The organism is Streptomyces sp. NPDC048258 (genome assembly GCF_043201995.1).
In the GTDB taxonomy this organism is placed as follows: domain Bacteria; phylum Actinomycetota; class Actinomycetes; order Streptomycetales; family Streptomycetaceae; genus Streptomyces.
The window spans coordinates 16,594-34,804 of the sequence record NZ_JBICZH010000027.1 but is presented as its reverse complement, the minus strand read 5'-3'; the positions used below and the strand labels follow the sequence as shown (position 1 = coordinate 34,804).

14 protein-coding genes are annotated in these 18,211 nt (G+C 73.0%); 6 read left to right on the top strand and 8 right to left on the bottom strand.

Annotation, left to right across the window (positions count from 1 at the left end):
• Positions 1-101 precede the first annotated feature (101 nt).
• Both ACGFYQ_RS37090 and ACGFYQ_RS37085 read left to right on the top strand, forming a co-directional pair.
• Positions 102-947, top strand: coding sequence for an isocitrate lyase/phosphoenolpyruvate mutase family protein (locus ACGFYQ_RS37090; RefSeq protein ID WP_393750928.1), 846 nt, complete (start codon positions 102-104; stop codon positions 945-947).
• Positions 944-2,080 (top strand): cytochrome P450, encoded by a 1,137-nt coding sequence (locus tag ACGFYQ_RS37085; protein ID WP_393750926.1) that lies wholly within the window; start codon positions 944-946, stop codon positions 2,078-2,080. Before ACGFYQ_RS37090 ends, ACGFYQ_RS37085 begins: the two co-directional genes overlap by 4 nt.
• Positions 2,081-2,088: 8 nt before the next feature.
• Here the strand turns inward: ACGFYQ_RS37085 and ACGFYQ_RS37080 are convergent, their stop codons facing one another.
• The gene (locus tag ACGFYQ_RS37080; protein WP_393750924.1) at positions 2,089-2,565 is read right to left on the bottom strand and encodes a phospholipase; all 477 of its coding nucleotides are present in this window, start codon (positions 2,563-2,565) and stop codon (positions 2,089-2,091) included.
• A 302-nt stretch (positions 2,566-2,867) separates the two neighbouring features.
• Between ACGFYQ_RS37080 and ACGFYQ_RS37075 the strand changes: the two genes are divergently transcribed.
• The gene (locus ACGFYQ_RS37075; protein ID WP_393750922.1) at positions 2,868-5,822 is read left to right on the top strand and encodes a BTAD domain-containing putative transcriptional regulator; all 2,955 of its coding nucleotides are present in this window, start codon (positions 2,868-2,870) and stop codon (positions 5,820-5,822) included.
• 65 nt (positions 5,823-5,887) lie between these two features.
• On the opposite strand, the gene ACGFYQ_RS37070 is transcribed toward ACGFYQ_RS37075, so the two are convergent.
• Entirely contained in the window at positions 5,888-6,106 is a 219-nt protein-coding gene (locus ACGFYQ_RS37070) for a hypothetical protein (protein ID WP_393750920.1), read from the bottom strand.
• A 207-nt stretch (positions 6,107-6,313) separates the two neighbouring features.
• On the opposite strand from ACGFYQ_RS37070, the gene ACGFYQ_RS37065 reads away from it, so the two are divergent.
• Entirely contained in the window at positions 6,314-8,347 is a 2,034-nt protein-coding gene (locus tag ACGFYQ_RS37065; RefSeq protein ID WP_393750918.1) for a BTAD domain-containing putative transcriptional regulator, read from the top strand.
• On the opposite strand, the gene ACGFYQ_RS37060 is transcribed toward ACGFYQ_RS37065, so the two are convergent.
• From ACGFYQ_RS37060 to ACGFYQ_RS37050, 3 genes are all read right to left on the bottom strand, one after another.
• The gene (locus ACGFYQ_RS37060; protein WP_393750916.1) at positions 8,341-10,314 is read right to left on the bottom strand and encodes an FtsX-like permease family protein; all 1,974 of its coding nucleotides are present in this window, start codon (positions 10,312-10,314) and stop codon (positions 8,341-8,343) included. The genes ACGFYQ_RS37065 and ACGFYQ_RS37060 overlap by 7 nt on opposite strands.
• The gene (locus ACGFYQ_RS37055; protein ID WP_393750914.1) at positions 10,314-11,117 is read right to left on the bottom strand and encodes an ABC transporter ATP-binding protein; all 804 of its coding nucleotides are present in this window, start codon (positions 11,115-11,117) and stop codon (positions 10,314-10,316) included. Before ACGFYQ_RS37055 ends, ACGFYQ_RS37060 begins: the two co-directional genes overlap by 1 nt.
• Before the next feature lie 64 nt (positions 11,118-11,181).
• Positions 11,182-12,795 (bottom strand): tryptophan halogenase family protein, encoded by a 1,614-nt coding sequence (locus ACGFYQ_RS37050; protein ID WP_393750912.1) that lies wholly within the window; start codon positions 12,793-12,795, stop codon positions 11,182-11,184.
• Between the two features lie 267 nt (positions 12,796-13,062).
• On the opposite strand from ACGFYQ_RS37050, the gene ACGFYQ_RS37045 reads away from it, so the two are divergent.
• Both ACGFYQ_RS37045 and ACGFYQ_RS37040 read left to right on the top strand, forming a co-directional pair.
• The gene (locus ACGFYQ_RS37045) at positions 13,063-14,169 is read left to right on the top strand and encodes an IS701 family transposase (RefSeq protein WP_393750910.1); all 1,107 of its coding nucleotides are present in this window, start codon (positions 13,063-13,065) and stop codon (positions 14,167-14,169) included.
• A 96-nt stretch (positions 14,170-14,265) separates the two neighbouring features.
• On the top strand, positions 14,266-14,613 hold the full coding sequence (locus tag ACGFYQ_RS37040) for a transposase (RefSeq protein ID WP_393750908.1): 348 nt from the start codon (positions 14,266-14,268) through the stop codon (positions 14,611-14,613).
• Positions 14,614-14,696: 83 nt separating this feature from the next.
• Here ACGFYQ_RS37040 and ACGFYQ_RS37035 read toward each other — a convergent pair whose 3' ends face one another.
• From ACGFYQ_RS37035 to ACGFYQ_RS37025, 3 genes are all read right to left on the bottom strand, one after another.
• On the bottom strand, positions 14,697-15,968 hold the full coding sequence (locus ACGFYQ_RS37035) for a cation:proton antiporter (protein WP_393750906.1): 1,272 nt from the start codon (positions 15,966-15,968) through the stop codon (positions 14,697-14,699).
• 97 nt (positions 15,969-16,065) lie between these two features.
• A complete protein-coding gene (locus ACGFYQ_RS37030; protein ID WP_393750904.1) occupies positions 16,066-17,241 on the bottom strand; it encodes an ABC transporter permease in 1,176 nt (391 codons plus the stop codon).
• Positions 17,238-18,149 (bottom strand): ABC transporter ATP-binding protein, encoded by a 912-nt coding sequence (locus ACGFYQ_RS37025; protein WP_393750901.1) that lies wholly within the window; start codon positions 18,147-18,149, stop codon positions 17,238-17,240. Before ACGFYQ_RS37025 ends, ACGFYQ_RS37030 begins: the two co-directional genes overlap by 4 nt.
• Positions 18,150-18,211 lie beyond the last annotated feature (62 nt).

Below are 18,211 nucleotides of genomic sequence, written 5' to 3'. Positions count from 1 at the left end.
CCGGCCTCGCGCGCCCGGTCGGGGAACTCGTACGGAGGGCAGGTACGTTGAGCCGATCGGGCTCCCACCGGGGCCCGACGCCCCAGCACAGCGAGGAACCCATGGCCCACACCGACGACGCCCAGCACCGGCGGGCCGTCGCCTTCCGGGAGCTGCACCACGGCCCCCGGCCCTTCGTCGTCCCCAACCCGTGGGACGCGGGCAGCGCGCGCATCCTGGCCGGCTTCGGCTTCGCGGCCCTCGCCACCACCGGCGCCGGCCTCGCCCACAGCCTCGGCCGCCCCGACGGCCGGGTCGGCCGCGCCGAGATCCTCGACAACGCCCGCCTGATCGTGGAGGCCTGTGACCTGCCCGTCACCGCCGACCTGGAGAGCGGCTTCGGGGACGAGCCCGAGGACGTCGCCGGGACCATCCGCCTCGCCGCCGCCGCGGGGCTGGTCGGCGGTTCGATCGAGGACTCCACCGGACGCGACGAGGACCCGGTGCGCCCGCTCGCCGAAGCCGTGGAGCGGGTGGCCGCCGCCGTGGAGGCCGCCGAAGGCCTCGGCTTCCCGTTCACCGTCACCGCCCGCGCCGAGAACTTCTTCCAGGGCCGGCCCGACCTCGACGACACCATCCGCCGCCTCCAGGCGTACGAGGCGGCCGGGGCCCACGTGCTCTACGCCCCGGCCCTGCCCGACGCCGAGGCCGTCGCGGCCGTCTGCTCCTCGGTGACCCGGCCCGTCAACGTCCTGATGGGCGGCGCCCTGAAGCTGTCCGTCACCGAGCTCGGCGCCCTCGGCGTGCGCCGGATCAGCACCGGATCGGCCCTGTCCCGCGCGGCGCTCGGTGCCCTCACCCGGGCCGCCCGCGAGATCACCGAGTACGGCACCTTCGGCTTCGGGGCGGACGCGCTCCCCTACGCCGAGGCCAACGCGCTGCTCGCCGACGGAGGCGGCCACCTGTGACCACCACCCCGGTCGAGGCGGTCCGGCTGCCGGACCCCTACCCCTTCTACGCGGCCCTGGTCGCGGACTCGCCCTTCGCGTACGACCGGACGCTCGGCGCCTGGGTCGCCGCCGACGCCGCGGCCGTCCGCGCGGTACTCGGCTCCGGGGCCCTGCGGGTGCGCCCGCCGGCCGAACCGGTCCCGGCCGGTATCACCGGCACCGCGGCGGGCGAGGTCTTCGGCGACCTGGTCCGGATGACCGACGGCGACACCCACACCCGCCTCAAGGCGGTGGTGACGCAGGCGCTGGGCAGCGCGGACACGGCCCGGGCCGGCCGTCTCGCGGCAGAGTTCACCCACGAGGCCCTGGCCGCCGGCGGCCCGCCCCCGTACGAGGAGCTGATGACCGCCGTCCCCGCGCGCGTGGTCGCCGCCCTGTGCGGGCTCGCCGACGGCGCGGACCGGGAAGCGGCCCGCGCCGTCGGCGACTTCGTCCAGTGCATCCCGGCCTCCGCGACCCCCGGTCAGCAGCGGGCCGCGGCCCGCGCGGCGGAGCGCCTGCGCGAACTGCTGGGCCCGGGCATCGAGTCCGGCGCGGACGGACTGCTGGGCGAGCTGGTCCGGGCGGCCGGCCGGGCCTCCTGGGCCGCGGCCGCGCCCCTGCTGTCCAACGCCGTCGGCTTCCTCTCCCAGACCTACGACGCCACCGCCGGCCTGATCGGCAACACCCTGGTCGCCCTGGCCCGCGGCGCCGCCGTACCGGGCACCGCGCGGGCCGCCGAAGCCCTGGTCCGCGAAGTGGTCCGGTACGACGCCCCGGTGCAGAACACCCGGCGCTTCGCCGCGGAGCCCTTCGTCCACGGGGACGTGAAGGTGGAGGCGGGCGCGCAGATCCTGGTCCTGCTCGCCGCCGCCAACCGCGACCCGTCCGTCAACCCGGAGCCGCACCTGCTGCTCCCCGACCGGGCGGATCCCGTGGTCTTCACCTTCGGCGCCGCCGCCCACCGCTGCCCGGGCCGGGAGCTGGCGACCGCGCTCGCGACGGCCGTCGTCACCGAGCTGCTGAGGGCGGGGGTGGGGCCGTCCGACCTCCCGGCCGCGCCCGCCTACCGTCCGTCGCCCAACGCGCGGATCCCGCTCCTGGGGAGTTGAGAGGTGGGTCAGGCGGACGCGCCGCTGTCGACGGCGGCGGTGTTCCCGAAGACCTTGACGGCCTGGTAGTAGGTCCAGGCGGTGGAGTCGCACGAGGTCCGCGACACCCCCGAGTAGCCGGAGCAGACCCGCTTGAGGTCGGCGTAGAAGGCGTCGTCGAGCCGCGACTTGTTCGCGCTGAACGAGCCGGCCGCCTTGTAGTTGCGGTAGCCGAAGTCATGGCGGGCACAGGCCGTCTGGAACGGGAAGCCGAACGGGTTGTCCGGGGAGGAAGAGCAGTAGTCGGTCGACCAGTCGAATCCGTAGGCCGACCAGCTGCCCTGGTTGGCGCGGGCGGACACCCAGGCGTTGTAGCTGGACGCGCTGGTCTGCGTCCAACTGCTGAGTATCTGGGGCTTGTCGGCCGGGGCGGCGGCGGCCGGGGTGGCGAGAGCGACGATTCCGGCCACGGCGGTGGCAGTCACGGCGGCGAGTCGACGGCGCATCAGGAGCCTCCAACGAGTGGGCGCCGGGGATCTCCCGGCACCGATGCGCATCAGACTGGAAGGCCGGAATATTACGGAACCCCTACTCGCCTGTACGGAATCTCCACGTGCCCACATCGCTGTTGGCGAGAGCAATATCCGGGATGTGATCCAAAGAGTCGTTGAAAGTAGATCTACCCGCCGGTAACTGATCGTATGGGGAGGTGCGTGGGGGACGCGCCGCAGGGGATGTTCAGGGGGTCGCAGCGATGCGAGAGGTGTTATTCAGCCTGTTGGGGCCACTCGACGTGCAAATTGACGGAGTGTCGGTTCACCTCGGCGGAGCCCGTCAGCGGACGGTGCTGACCATGCTGCTGCTGGCACCTGGCCGGATCGTCTCGGTGGACAGCCTCATCGACGCCGTCTGGCCGTCCGGCGCACCCACCACCGCCCGCAACCAGATCGCCATCTGCGTCGCCGGCCTGCGCAAGGTGTTCAAGGGCGCCGCCGCCTCCGGGGGCACCGCGGACGCCACCCCCCTGATCACGACGTCCCACCCCGGCTACGTCCTCAATCCGCTCGAACACCGCATCGACGTGGTCGCCTTCGACGACGCCGTCCGCCAGGCCCGGGAGCTGGCCCGCAGCGGAAAGAACACGGAGGCCTGCGACGCGTACGCCGAAGCACTCTCCCTGTGGCGCGGCCGCGCCCTGGAAGGAGTCACCGGCCCCCGTGTCGAACAGGAGGCCACCCGGTTGGAGGAGCTGCGCCTGGACGTCCACGAGGAGTACGCCGGGCTGCGGCTGCAGCTCGGCCGCCACCGTGCCCTCATCCCCGAGCTCTCCGCGCTGGTCAGGGAGAACCCGCTGCGGGAACAGGCCCGCGCCCACCTGATGCTGGCCCACTACCGCTCCGGGCGCCGCGCCGAGGCCCTCGCCCTCTTCCGCGAGGGCCGCGGGCTCCTCGTGGAGGAACTGGGCATCGAGCCCGGCCCCATCCTCCAAGGCCTGCACGACCTCGTCCTGAGCGACTCACCCGAACTCACCCAGCCGCCCGTCGACCCCGCCCCGGCCCCTCCGACCCACGTCCCCGCCCAGATGCCCGCCGCCTCCGCCTCGTTCACCGGACGCGCCAAGGAACTCAGCGCCCTCGACCGGATGCTCGACGAACGCCTGGGCCAGTCACCGCTGACCATGGCCGCCATCAGCGGTATCGCAGGCGTGGGCAAGACCGCCCTGGCCATCCAGTGGGCCGGCCAGATCGCCGCCCGTTTCCCCGACGGCCAGCTCTTCACCGACCTGCGCGGCTACGACGAGACGTACGAACCGGTCTCCCCCGCCACCACGCTCGACCGCTTCCTGCGCGACCTCGGCGTCCCGGCGCCCCAGATCCCCGCCGACCCCGGCGACCGGGCCGCCCTCTACCGCAGCGTGCTGGGCGGCAAACGCGTCCTGATCGTCCTCGACAACGCCCGCTCCTTCCGGCAGATCCAGCCGCTGCTGCCCGGCAACGGCCGATGTTGCGTGATCATCACCGGCCGCGACCTCATGGACGACCTGATCGGCGACTACGCCGTCCTGCGCATCGGCCTGAACGTGATGTCCGCGCAGGAGGCCACCGGGCTGCTCGCCGAGGTCGCCGGCGCGGAGCGGATCGCCGCCGACCCCAGCGCCACCGAACGCCTCGGCGAGCTCTGCGACCGGCTGCCGCTCGCCCTGCGCATCGCGGGCGCCCGCCTCGCCGCCAAACCGCACTGGTCGGTACAGAGCCTGGTCACCCGGCTCGAGAACCAGCGGCGCCGGCTCGACGAACTGAGCCCGGGAGAGGGCGGCGTACGCGCCGGGTTCAGACTCAGCTACCGCGACCTGACACCGGCCACCCGGCAGCTCTACCGCCGGCTCGGACTGCTCAGCGTGCCCGACTTCGCCGCCTGGGTCGGCGCGGCCCTCGTCGACGCCGAACCGATCGACGCCGAAGACCTCATCGAACAGCTCGTGGACAACCAGCTCCTCGAAGTCGCCCCCTGCTCGGGCCCCATCACCCGCTACCGCTTCCAGGACCTACTGCGGCTCTTTGCCTGGGAATGCGCCCAGGTCGAGGAGAGCGAGGAGGAGCGCACGGCCGCCCTGGAACGGGCGTACGGCGGCTGGCTGCACGTCGCCGACGCGGCCCGCGAGCGGACATACGGCGGTAGTCACGCCGTGGCGTACGGCCGGGTGTCCCCCTACCCGCTGCCCGCCCGCCTCGTCGACGAACTCCTCGCCAACCCCATGGAATGGTTCGAGTCCGAACGCGTCGCCCTCGGCGACGTCATCAGCCAGTGCGCGGCCACCGACCACTTCGCCGCCTATGCCTGGGGGCTGACCCTCAACAGCACCACCCTCTTCGAGGCCCACAACTACCTGGAGGACTGGCGCACCTGCGCCGGCCACGCCGTGGCCTCGGCCGTCCGCACGGGCGACACCCTCGGCGAGGCCACGATGCTGCGCTCCCTGGCCACCCTGGCGATATACCAGCACCACTACAAGGACGCCCAGCCGCTGCTCGGCCGCGCGCTGGCCCTCTTCGACGCGTGCGGCGAAGTGCACGGCCGCGCCGTCACCCTGCGCAACCTGGCCCTGTGCGCGCGTTTCTCCGGCGACCTGGACGGGGCGACGAGGGACGCCCGCGAGGCCCTGGAGGGCTTCCGGACGGCCGGCGACACCGCGGGCGAGTCCCACGCCCTGGGCCTGCTCGCCCAGCTCGCACTCGAACGCGGCGACCTCGCCGAGGGCATAGCCCTGTGCACGCAGGCCATCGCCAAGAGCCGCGAGGCGGGCAGCGTCCGGGGCGAGACCCAGAACACCTACCGGCTGGCCGAGGCCCTGCTGCGGCACGGCGACCCGGCCGGAGCGGAGACCACCTGCTTCACGGTGCTGACCCTGACCCGCGAGGACGGCGACCGGCTCGGCGAAGCCCACGCGCTGCGCGGGATCGGCGAGGCCCGCTGGCGCCAGGGCGAGCACGAGGGCTCCGAGAGCGTGCTCCTCCAGGCGGTGGAGGTGGCCGAGGAGGTGTCGGACCGCTTCCTCCAGGCCCGTATCGAGGCCGACCTCGGATGCGCGCTCGCCGTGCGCGGCGCGCCCGACGCCCTGCGCAGGCTGGAGTCCGCCCGGGTCGTGTTCGAGGAACTGCGCGCCCCCGTATGGCGGGACCGGGTGGAGCGGGTGCTGCTGACCGTGACCGCCGCCGGCGGACCCGTAGCGCCGCAGGACCTGGTCCGCGTACTGGAGAGCTGAGGACGGCGGAAGGCGCGGGCACCGCCGACGGCGGTGCCCTGATCCGGTGTCCGTCGCGGGGACGCTCAGGTCCAGGGGACCTCGACCGTGTCGATGACGATGTCGCCGGCCTCGGTGACCACGATGATCACGAGCGGGATCGGACCCGTCCAGGGCACCTCCGGATTCGGACCGGTCCACGGCACCTCGTCCTCGAGTCCGCTCTGGACCGCGGTGGCGGCGGGCAGCCCGCTCGCCGACGCCTGTCCCGCCGACCCCACCGTGAAGGCCACGGAGGCGGCCACGGAACAAAGGATGCCTGCGAGAACGGTGCGGGTGCTTCGCATACGGGGTCCCCTCGTCAAATCCACTGCGCCGCCTCCGGTCCGGGGCGACGGGAAGAAGCTATGGAGCGCCTCTGTCGGGATGATGTTGCTCCTATTTCGCCGCCGGGGCGTGCCGCTGTCGAGGGTCGAAATCGATCCGACATCGGCGGGACAGGGCCTTCGGCCATGGTGGTGCACAGAGCCTGCACCCGCCGTCGTCGACAGGACACCATGGACTTCCAGTTGCTCGGCCCGGTCGAGGCCACCCGCGAGGGCGCGCGGATCGCGCTCTCGGGGACGAAGATGCACACCCTTCTCGCGGCCCTGCTGCTCGCCCGGGGCCGGGTCGTTCCCGACACCCGGCTCAGCAGCCTGCTGTGGGGCGCCGACCCGCCGGCAACGATGAGCGCGCAGATCTACACGTACGTCTCCAGGCTGCGCAAGCTCCTGGACCCGGAGGTCACCCTGGAGCGCCGCCCGCCCGGCTATGCCATCAGGGCCGGCGACAGCCGCGTGGACATCGTCGAATACGAGCGGCTCGACCGGCTCGGCCGGCAGGCGCTCCAGGAACACCGCCATGCCGAGGCGGGCACCCTGCTGCGCGACGCTCTGGACCTGTGGCAGGGCCCCATGCTGGTGAACGTCACCGACATCCTCGCGGAAGAGGAAGTCCCGCAGTGGGAGGAGTGGCGGGCCGCCACGCTGGAGAACCGGATCGAGGCCGATCTCGCCCTCGGCCGGCACCAGCAGATCGTCGCCGAACTGACCCGGCTGGTGGCCGATTTCCCGCTCCGCGAGCGGATGCGCGCCCAGCTGATGACGGCGCTGTACCGGTGCGGGCGGCAGGCCGACGCGCTCCTCGTCTTCCACGAGGGCCGTTCGCTGCTCGCCGACGAACTGGGCGTGGAACCCGGCAGCGCTCTGAAAGCCGCCCATCAGGCCCTGCTGTGCGCCACTTTGGACCTCGAACCGCAAGGCGCGCAGGCAGCGCCCGCGTCCGTGTCCGCCATGGCACCGGCCCGCGGGCCCGTCGGCGTCACCGTCCCCGTCCGTCGCATCCTCGTAGGCCCCCGCTCGGGGGCCCGGCCGCTGCCCATGCCCGTCGAAGCCGTGGCCGCCGCTCCCGGCGAATTCGCGGCCGCCCCCGCCGACGCGTCGCCCTTCATGCTGCCGCCCGATGTCGGCGCCTTCACCGGCCGGGCCCGCGAACGGGCCGCGCTGCGCCGCCTGCTCGCCCCCTCGGCCGACGGGGCCCCCGCCGCGGCGCGCCGCTGCCTGATCACCGGCATGGCGGGCATCGGGAAGACCGCCCTCGCGGTGCACGCCGTGCACGCCGCCCGCGCGGACTTCCCCGACGGGCAGCTCTACGCCGACCTGGCCGGGCCGGACGGCAGCGCCAAGGACCCGCGTGATGTGCTGGTCCGGTTCCTGCGCGCGCTCGGCCAGGAACCGCCCGAGTCCGCTGTGCGCGACATCGAGGAACTGGTGCGGACCTACCGCACCCGCACGGCGGGCCGCCGGCTCCTGGTCCTGCTGGACAACGCGGCCGACAGCGCCGGGCTCGCCGCGCTCCTGCCGGCCGGACCGTACAGCGCGACGCTGGTCACCGGGCACGTCCACCTCGCCGCGGCGACCGGTCCGCACACGCTCGCTCTGGGCCCGATGAACCGCGACGAGTCGCTCGACCTGCTCACCAGGGCGGTCGGCACGGCCCGCACCACCGCCGAACCGGCGGCCGCGGAACGGCTCGTGGACGCCTGCGCCGGCCTACCGCTCGCCCTGCGCATCGCCGGAGCCCGCCTCGCCTCCCGCCCGCACTGGTCCGTGGCGCGGCTGGCCCAGCGGCTGGCGGACGAGCGGACCCGGCTGGAGGAACTCTCCTTCGGCGAGCTGGACGTGGCCGGATCGCTGGCCGACTGGCTGGGGCGTACCGACACCGAGTGCCGCGAGCTGCTGGCCCGCCTCTCGGTGCTCGGAGAGCGGCCGTTCTCCGCGGCCTCCGCCGCGACCGTCCTCGGTCTGCCGGTGCGGCGGGCCGAGGACCTGGTGGAGCGCCTCGTCGACGGCTCGTTGCTGGAGCTGGTCCGCTCTCCGGGCGCGCTGGGGGTCATGGCCGGGGACAGTTTCCGCTTCCACCCCCTGGTGCTGCTCCACGTCCAGTCGCTGCCCGTCGAGCGCCCCGTCCGGGCCACCGGTTCCCCTGCCGTGGCCGGTCACTGACGGGCCGAAGCCAGGTCCAGCGCCCGCGCGCGCAACGCGAGCCGGGCGGGCAGCAGGCTGGAGACGAGGGCGAGGCCGAGTCCGGCGGCGGCCGCGGCGCCGATCGCCGGCCACGGCAGAGTCAGGGGAAGGGACGAGCCGGAATCCAGGACCCGGTGCTCGATCAGCATCAGGGTGGCGGCCTGGGTGCCGGTGGTGACCAGCAGCGCCAGCGCCGTGGCGGTCGCGGCGGTCAGCAGCGCCTCGACCCCGACCATGGAGAGCACCTGGCGGTCGTTGCCGCCGGTGAGGCGGAGCGTGGAGAAGTCCCGCAGCCGGTCGCCGGTCGACATCATCATCGTGTTGACGATCGCGATCAGCGCGTAGAGCAGGGCCGGCCCCAGGATGGCGATCATCGCGATCCAGTCGGAGCGGGACCGGGGGTCGTCGTCCCCGCCCCACGCGGCGGCCGCGGTGACCTTGGCCCCGGTGGTGCCGTCCAGCACCGGCGCCGCGGCTCCTTCGGGGGTGGCCAGGAAGGCGGCGGTGGGCTGCGGGTTCCCGGCCAGGTGCCCGGCCACCACCGAGTACGGCAGGAGCACCTCGGCCAGGCTCAGCGGGGTCTTGACCAGTGCCACCACGCTCAGGGCGACGGGGGTGCCGTCGTCCAGCGTGGTGTTCAGACTGTCGCCGACCTGCCAGCCGTTGGCCGTGGCCAGCGAACTGGAGACGGCGACCGAGGAGCCCTGGAGCCGCTCCAGCGAGCCCGCCTCGGTGGGGAGATTCCAGGTGGCGGCGGCGTCCCCGTCGACGGCGGTCGCCGCGATGGTGCCCGAGGCCGCCGCGCCCGTGGCCGCGCCGCCGTCGAGCCCGGTGAGCAGTGCGCCGCGGACCGTGGTGGTGCGTACGCCGGGCAGCGCGCGCAGCCGCTCCACGGTGGCCGGGGCCAAGGCGGGGGCGCCGCCGTCGGGTTCGACGACGTACTGCGCGCTGAGCGCCGCCCGCGACTGGAGGGTCCTGGCGTCCCCGAAGGTCAGGGTCGAGCCGACCACCGTGCCGGTCAGGCCGATCACCAGGAACATCGGGGTCGCGGTGGAGACCGTACGGCGGACCGAGGCCAGCGCGTTCTGCCGGGCGAGCAGGCCCACCGCGCCGGACGCCAGCGGCACCGGCAGGGTCAGCAGCCGCACCAGCGGAGGGACCAGCAGCGGGGCGAACAGTGCCACCGCCATGATCGCCATGACGTCGATCAGCAGCGACCAGACCGGCATGTTCTGCGGATCGCGCAACTGCGGGTCCTGGTCCATCCCGGGCGGCATCGTGGTGAACAGGGCCAGCACGGCCGCGAACACGACGAGGTAGCCGACGGCCCACAGCCAGCGGCCGAGCGTCATCACCCGGCCGTCGACGGCCGCGTCCCCGAGCGCCTCCACCGGCCGCACCCGGCCGGCCCGGCGGGCCGCCGCGTACGCGCCGACCACCGCCACCGCGACCTCGACCGCTGCGGCGATCAGCAGCGGCCCCGGACTCATGTCCACGGTGAAGCCCTCGGGAGCGGCGCCGCGCGAGACGAGCCAGCGGGCGAACAGCGGTGCCACGCCCAGGCCCAGCAGCGCCCCGCAGACCGAGGCGGCCAGCGAGACGACGACCGCCTCGCCGAGGACGAGCAGCCGGACCTGGCGCGGGGTCGCGCCGACCGCCCGCAGCAGCGCCGTCTCGCGGCGCCGCCCGGCGACCGCGAACGCGAAAGTCGAGGCGACGACGAAGACGGACACGAAGCCGGACATGCCCGCCATGAAGGTGAGCAGCTTCTTCAGCGACGGCGCCGACGGGTCGTTGTTCTGTAACCCGGCCGAGGTGCTGACCAGCAGCCCCGACGCGGCGATCAGGGCGACGCCCAGGGTCAGGGCGACGAAGGAGCCGATGAAGCCGAGCCACCGCTTGCGCAGGGTGGCCACGGCCACGGGCAGCAGGAGCGAGATGCCCATCACCGGCCACCGTCGATCCGGACGGGCTCCGCGGCGGCTTCCCCGGTGGGTTCTGCGGCCGGCTCCGGCTCGGCCTCCAGCTGCGCCATGTGCTCGGCCACCCGCTGCGCGGTCGGCTTGTGCATCTCGTCCGTGACCCGGCCGTCGACGAGGAAGATGACGCGGTCCGCGTACGAGGCGGCGACCGGGTCGTGCGTGACCATGATCGTGGTCTGCCCCTGCTCGTCGACCAGACCGCGCAGCAGCTTCAGCACGGTCCGGCTGGAGCTGCTGTCCAGCGCCCCGGTCGGCTCGTCGGCGAACAGCACCTTCGGACGGCTGATCAGGGCCCGGGCGATGGCCACGCGCTGCTGCTGGCCGCCGGACAGCTGGGAGGGCAGGTGCCCGCCGCGCTCGCCGAGCCCGACCTGCGCGAGCGCGGCCCGTACCCCGGCGGGGTCCGGACGGCGGCCGGCCAGCCGCAGCGGCAGCCCCACGTTCTGCTCGGCGGTGAGCGCGCCGAGCAGGTTGAACGCCTGGAAGATGAAGCCGATCCGGTCCCGGCGCAGTTCGGTGAGGGCCTTCTCACCGAGCGGGCCCAGATCGACGCCGTCCACGACGACCCGGCCCGAGTCGGGCCGGTCGAGCCCCGCCGCGCACTGCAGCAGGGTGCTCTTGCCCGAGCCCGAGGGGCCCATCACGGCGGTGAAGGTGCTGTGTTCGAAGGTCAGGGAGATCCCGTCGAGGGCGCGCACCTGCGCCGACGACCCGGCCGCGTAACACCGGCTGACTTCTTCGAGCCTGACTACCTGGTTGTCCTGCATACCTCAACACCTATCAAGTGATCGCGTGCCGGGGAGAGCCGGAGCCTGGAGGCGTCCGCTCAGGTCAGCCTCCGTGCAGGTGCAGCAGGCACTCGTAGGCCGTCGGCAGCGTGTCCAGGAGGATGCGCTGCTGACGCTTGACCGCCGTGAACACCTCGTCCGCGGCGGCGGCCTGCTTCACGTGATGGGCGAGCGCGGGCAGCGGGCGCGCCGGCTCCGTCCCCAGGCCCGTCAGGATGCTGTAGTAGTGCCCGTCGGTCCAGATGTTGCGGAGCTCAGCCTCGGGCCTGCCGGTCGAGCCGTAGTACGCGGCCTCGTCCGTGGCCGTCGGATTGACCGGAAGACCGGCGCGGTAGAGGGCGGCCTTGCGCCGCAGCCCCTCGGGCAGCTCCCGCTCCCCGAGTGCTCGCCAGAACGGCGTGTCGGTGCGCGGGGCGAAGGCCAGATGGGCCTGTACGAAGTCCCGGGACTGCGCGAACAGCTCCTCGGTCTCCCGGTTGTAGCTGTCGGCCAGCGCCGGGTCGAAGTCCCGGTCGGGGAAGTGCGTGACCAGCCGGTGCAGCGCGGCCACCAGGAAGTGGCTGTCGGTCGGCTGGAGCGGCCCCAGCGAACCGGCGGACCCGCCCAGGGCGACGACGTTGCCCACCCAGGCGCGGCGGATCCGCCCCACCCGCAGGGCGACGACGTCGAACCGGGTCCGCGCCCGGTCCGCGCCCCACAGCGCGCACAGCTCGTCGACCGCCTCCTCCGGCGTGGTCAGCGAACCGTGGTGCACGTGGCCGGTGAGGAACCCGGAGCGCAGCGGCAGCTTCCAGGCCCAGCCCGACGGCACGGCCACCGCGGAGGTGTACGGCTCGACGGTCTCGGCCCGGTCCTCGTGCGGGATCCGGGCGACCACCGCCCGGTCGCACAGCAGTTCGCCGGACAGGTCCAGGAACGGCTCGCCCAGCACCCCGCCCACGAGTGCGCCGGCGGAGCCCGAACAGTCGATGAACAGGTCCGCGTCCAGCCTGGTCCCGTCCGTGGTCCGTACGGCGGTGACGAACCCGCGGCCGTCCCGGTCGGCGCCCGCGAAGTCGCCTCCGACGGCGCGCACGCCGCCCTCCGCCGCAAGGACGAGGCGGCGCAGGTACCCGGTGAGCAGGCCGCCGTCGAGGTGCCAGGCGTACCGGGTGGCGGCCCGACCGTCGAGCCAGCGGGGCGCCAGCTTGGCGTCCATCAGCGGGGGCTCACGGAAACACGCGTAGTCGAAGGGCTCGGTGGTGCGTCCCTCCCGCGTGCGCAGCAGCCAGTACGAGGACAGCGGCAGCCCCTCGCAGTCCGGGAGCAGCCCCGTGGAATGGTAGAAGTGGTCCGCCCCGCCGCCCGGCAGCTCCCGGGGGACCGCCGAAACAGGTCCTCCCGTACGCCAGTTGACGAACCGCGCCGCCGTCTTGAAGGTCGCACCGCACTCGCGCATCCACTCGTCCTCGTTGATGCCGAGGAGGCCGAAGAAGAACCGGTGGAAATGCGGCAGGGTCCCGAACCCGGCCGCCCCCGGCACCGGGGCGTCGCCCGGCGCCTCCAGCACGGTGATGTCGACGGTCCCCCGCAGCGCCTTCCCGAGATGGGCTGCTGTCATCCACCCCTCGGCGCCACCGCCGAGGATGACGACCTTCCGGATGCGTCGGCTGTTCATACGGCGGCACTCCTCGCGGACGGGCGGCGTCTCGGGACCGACATCCTCACCCCCGCCCCTATGCCGGTCCTCCACCACCCGCCCACGCCCCTATGGAAACAAAGAAGAACCGGCATGGATCCGGCATCGAACCGGCGGAGACCCCCGCCCCACCCTGAGGGACGCCCTGAGGGAGAGCCGAATGAAGCGCCCGTTCCGTACGAAGCCCGCCGTCCGCGCAGCGTCTTCGTCAGCTGCCGGCCGGCCAGAGGGGGGAGGAGACGCCTCATGACGACATACGCACCGGCACCACCCACATCGGTGGAGACGTTCGCCGAAGAGCTCTTTGCCGCCTTGCCCCGTGCCGACCAGCGCCGTTGGGCACGCGTCTACATGCGGGGCCTGCTGGCGGCGCCGGGAAAGAAGTCCCTGCGGCGCATCGCGTCGGCTGTCGCCGCCTCGCCGACCGCTTCGCAGTCCATGCACCAGTTCATCAACGTGAGTCCCTGGGACTGGGAGCCCGTGCGCGACGAGCTCGCCCGCTGGATCTCCGGCCGCCTGGCGCCGGAGGCCCACGTGATCGACTTCGCCTACATCCCCAAACGCGGAGACCACAGCTGCGGCGTGCACACACGTTTCGTCCCGCAACTGGGCCGGTCCGCGAGCTGTCAGGTCGGTCTCGGCCTGTTCCTCGCCGGTGGGCAGGAGGCCTTGCCCACCCACTGGCGCCTGCATCTGCCCGCACGCTGGCTGACCGAGACGGAGCGGCAGCGCACGAGGATTCCGGCCCTGGACCGCGCCCAGAACCTGGAGGAGCAGGCGACGGCCCTCCTCGCGAGCGGGGGCCATCGCGCGGGCAGCCGCCCCCTGCCGGTCGTCGCCGACGTCACGTCCCACACCGACAGCCTCCACCTGGTGCGCGCACTGTCCCGGCGCGGCCGGCATTTCGCGGTCCGGGTGCCTCCCCACATGCGCCTCGTGGCCGCCGACGGCGTGACACGCGACGTGCGCTCCCTGACCGGTTGCCCGGAGCGCACGGTGGCCCTTGCCGCGGGCGACGCCGTCCGGCACGCCGCCCTGTCGTCCCCCGTGTGGGTGCCCGGCGGTGCCTCGGCGGGCGGCCTGCGCCGCTGCCGGATCCTAGTCACCGACGGCAGCGGTGAGCGCACCCGCTGGTGGCTGACCAGCCTGACCGATGAGCGCGTGGACAGCCTGCTGGCCCTGACCGGGTTGCTGGACCGCTCCGCCCGCGCCGTCGCCGAGATGCAGGGACATCTCGGGCTGGCCGATTTCGAAGGACGGTCCTTCCCCGGCTGGCACCACCACATGACCATCATCTCCGCGGCCTACGCCTGGCACCGTCTCCAGCGTGGAACGCCGAACACCGCCGGCTGACGCCGCACCGGCTCACACCGTCAGGTCGGCCTGCTGCGGCCGGTCACCGCAGCACCGACACGCTGCCCACCAGCGTCCCCCTTCCAGGAGAACCTCATGCCGCGTCCGCCTGCCCTCCCGTCCGAGGAAAAAGTTCGCATTGTGTTGGCCGTTCTTGCCGGAGAGATCACCGCCGCCGAGGCCGCCCGCGAGGCCGGTGTCACGGACCAGGCCATATACAACTGGAAGAGACGCTTCGTCATCGCGGGCCGCAACGGCTTGCAGACAGGCCTCGACCAGGCCAGCCAGCGCGAGCAGAAGCTGATCGGGGAGCTCAACGAGCTCAAGCAGGCACTGGGCGACTCCTACCTGCAGTTGCAGGCCATCCGCGCGACCATGCGCTCGCGCGCCCCCGTGGTGGCCGGCGGGCATGCACAGGCCCTGCTGCGCAGACGGGGCGCCTGATCCCCCCAGGCGCCGCGACCTCGTCGCTGCCCTTCCCCCCAGCGTGTGCGGCCCCGCGTGAGTGCGGGGCCGCACACGCTTCTTCATGCCCTCTGCCGCTCCGAGAGGACCCGGGCCGGCAGAGCCGGCATCTCCGCCGCCGGGCCGGTGCGGTCCAGGAGGCGCAGCAGGGGCCCGGTCATTGCGGTGGTCACCAGGGCCATGACCACGAGCGCCAGGGCCAGCGGGGCGGTGAGGACGCCGGCCGTCAGGCCCACTTGCAGGACGATGAGTTCGGTCAGCCCGCGGGTGTTCATCAGTACGGCGACCTGGCGGGACTGGTGGACCGGCTGGCCGCCGGCTCGTGCGCCCAGGTAGCCGCCGAGGACCTTGCCCGTGACGCCGAGGACCAGGGCCAGAGCGAACAGCTGCCAGGAGGCGGAGGCGACTCCCTTGCCGAACACGCTGATACCGGTCACCACGAAGAAGACCGGGACCACGGCCTTCCCGACACGGGAGACCGAGGCCACGGCGGGAGCCCAGGGGCTGTCCTTGCCGGCCGGGACGGACGCGCCCACCGCGGCAGCGCCGACGATCGCCGTCATGCCGAGGTGCTCCACCGCCAGTGCGGCGGCGATCGCCGCGACGCCCAGAGCGGCGGCGGCCGCGCGGGGTGCGCGTGCGCACAGGCGACGGGCCGGCGCGCAGGACAGGACGACTCTGATCGCCAGCCCGCACAGGCCGGCGAAGGCGAGCGCGATCAGTGATCGTACGAATCCGTCCACGCTGCCCGACGAGAGGCACACCGCCAGCGTCAGCAACAGCCAGCCCAGCGCGTCGATCAGAACGGCCGACGCGAGGGTCAGACCGCCCGCCCGGGACCGCTGCATCCCGCGTGCGGTGATGATCCGCGCCATCACCGGCACGGCGCTGATGCTCAGGGAGACCGCCATCATGAGGACGAACGAGGCCGTGGGCGCCTCGCCGCGCACCTCGGCTCCTCCCTGCGTGATGACCCAGACGGCCAGCAGCGCTCCGCACAGCAGCGGGAGCAGCAGGGATCCCGTCGTCACCCACGCCACGGCTCGGCGGCCCGGGTGGTCCGACCCGGTCCGCAGATGGTGCGCGAGCCCGACGAGGAAGAGGATCAGGCCGGCCTCGCCCACGGTCTTCAAGTCGCCCAGTACGGGCTGCGGCAGAACCGCGTCGAAGCCCGTGCGGCCCAGTAACGCGAGAGCAGCCGGTCCGGCGAGCAGACCGGCGGTCATCTCCCCGATCACTTCGGGCTGACGCAGCCATCGGGCCGCCACCCGTCCGGCCCGGGCGGCGAGGAGAACGGCGGCAAGGACCGCCAACAGGTGCACCACCTGCAACATGAAGAGAACCTTTCTCGAAGGAAGGGGCCCATGCCTCTGGCGCAGCGCGGCACACCTGCTGTCGGTAGGGAGGCGGGGGGCAGGGAGGGCCGGCGGGTCAGGCCGCCAGTGCCTGGCGCCAGCGCACGGTCGCGCCGATCTTCAGGATGGAAGAGCGGTAGATCCGGGACGCCAGCCACATGCAGCCGCTGACGGCTAGCAGCATCACCGCCGCGGCGAGGATCTGCTCGAGGACCGAGATGTTGCCGACGACGGCCTGCAGGGGGACGAGGACTCCGGAGAACGGAGGCAGGTACTGGACGACGCCGACCCACGGCGCGCTCAGGTCGTTGGCGGCGACGGCCGCGACACCCACCGGGAGCAGGGCCGTCATCATCACCGGCATCAGGACCGACTGCAGGTCCTCCGGTCGCGAGACCAGGGATCCGGCCGCGGCGAACAGGCCGGCGAAGAGCGCGAAGGACAGCAGGAACCACACGAGCAGGGACACCACGGCGCCGGCGCCGGGCACCACTCCGCTCTCGCCGCCCCCTACGGCTCGCGCCCCGACCAGCGCCCCGACCAGCACGAGGATCTGGAGCACCGCGGCCGTACCGATCCCCGCCACCTTCCCGACCATCAGGCGCAGCGGGGTCAGAGTGGAGAGCAGCACCTCGACGATGCGCGTCGACTTCTCCTCCACCACGCCCTGGGCGATGAGCGAGCCCTGCCCGACGATCTGCATGAACAAGATGATCACCAGGCTGACCGCGGCCCCGAGCTGCTTGCTGTCCGGGCCGTCCCCGATGGTCACGACGTGGGGGGCGGTAGTGGACAGGCGCTGCGCGAGAGCGGCCTGGTCCACGTTCTGGTCCTGGTAGGCCTTGTTCAAGGCCCAGTTGCGGCCCATGACGGCGACCGCGTCGCGAGCGCGCTGGTCGCTGTCGCCGCGGACCAGCAGCGACGCCCGTCCCTGGTCGACGACGACGGCCGCGTCGGCATCCCCGTTCGAAGTGGCCGTGCGCGCCTGGCTCATGCCGGCGCACGTCTGCACCTGGACGCCCGCGGGCGCGGCACCGAACTCGGTGGCCTGGGCGCCGCACACGGCGACGTGCAGCGTCTTGGGCGCGCCCATGTAGGACAGGCCCAGCACGATGGCGACCACGACCACCGCCATGACCAGCATGCCGGCGAAGTAGCCCTTGGAGGACAGCCGCGCGGTGACTTCGCGCCGGTAGACGAGCCAGACGTCTCGGAATGCCTTGGATCCGGGGCGTACTGCGGGCGTGGTCATCGGACACTGCCTTCCGCGGGATCGATCAGGTTGCGGAACATGTCGGTGAGGGTGGGCCGCTGCCAGGCCAGGCGGCGCACCACACCCTGCTCCATGGCAGCCCTCAGGAGGTCGTTCTCGTCATGCCCGGCGGCGAGTTCGATCAGCAGCCCGTTGTCGTGCCGCTCGAAGCCCGCGACGGCGGCGCAGCGCTCCGGCCAGTCGTTCCGGGCCCCGTCGACCTGGAGGAAGATGCGGGCCGGTTCGGCCGAGCGCAGGCCGTCGAGGCTGCCGCAGGCGGCGAGTCGCCCGTGCCGGATGACGGCGACGCGGTCGCACAGCTGCTCCACCAGGTCCAGTTGGTGGCTGGAGAAGAGGACGGGTGCGCCCTCCGCCGCCTTCTGCTTGATGACCTGGGCCATGTCCTGGACGGCGAGGGGGTCCAGGCCCGAGAACGGCTCGTCGAGGATGAGGACGTCGGGGTCGTGGACGAGTGCGGCGGCCAGCTGGACGCGCTGGCGGTTGCCCAGGCTGAGCGCGTCGATGGTCGAATCGCGGCGCTCGGCGAGATGCAAGCGCTCGGTCCAGCTCGTCATCGCCTCGCGGGCGTCCTTGGCGCTCAGGCCGTGTAACTGCGCCAGATAGACGAGGTGCTTGGCGACGGTCATCTTCGGGTACAGGCCGCGTTCCTCCGGCATGTAGCCGAAGCGGGCGCTGGAGTGGACGTCCACAGGCTCGCCGCCGTAGCGGACTTCGCCCTCGTCGGCCTCCAGGACGCCGACGGCGATCCGCATCGTGGTCGTCTTCCCGGCTCCGTTGCTGCCGACGAATCCGAAGATCTCGCCGGGCGGCACGGTGAAGGAGAGCGAGTCGAGGGCGAGGCGCTCTCCGTAGCGCTTGGACAGCGCGTTGATCTCCAGGGGTTTCACGTCCGGTCCCACTTCCTGGGTCTCTTCAAGTTGTTTCCAGGAAGCTACCACTTGAAAATCAG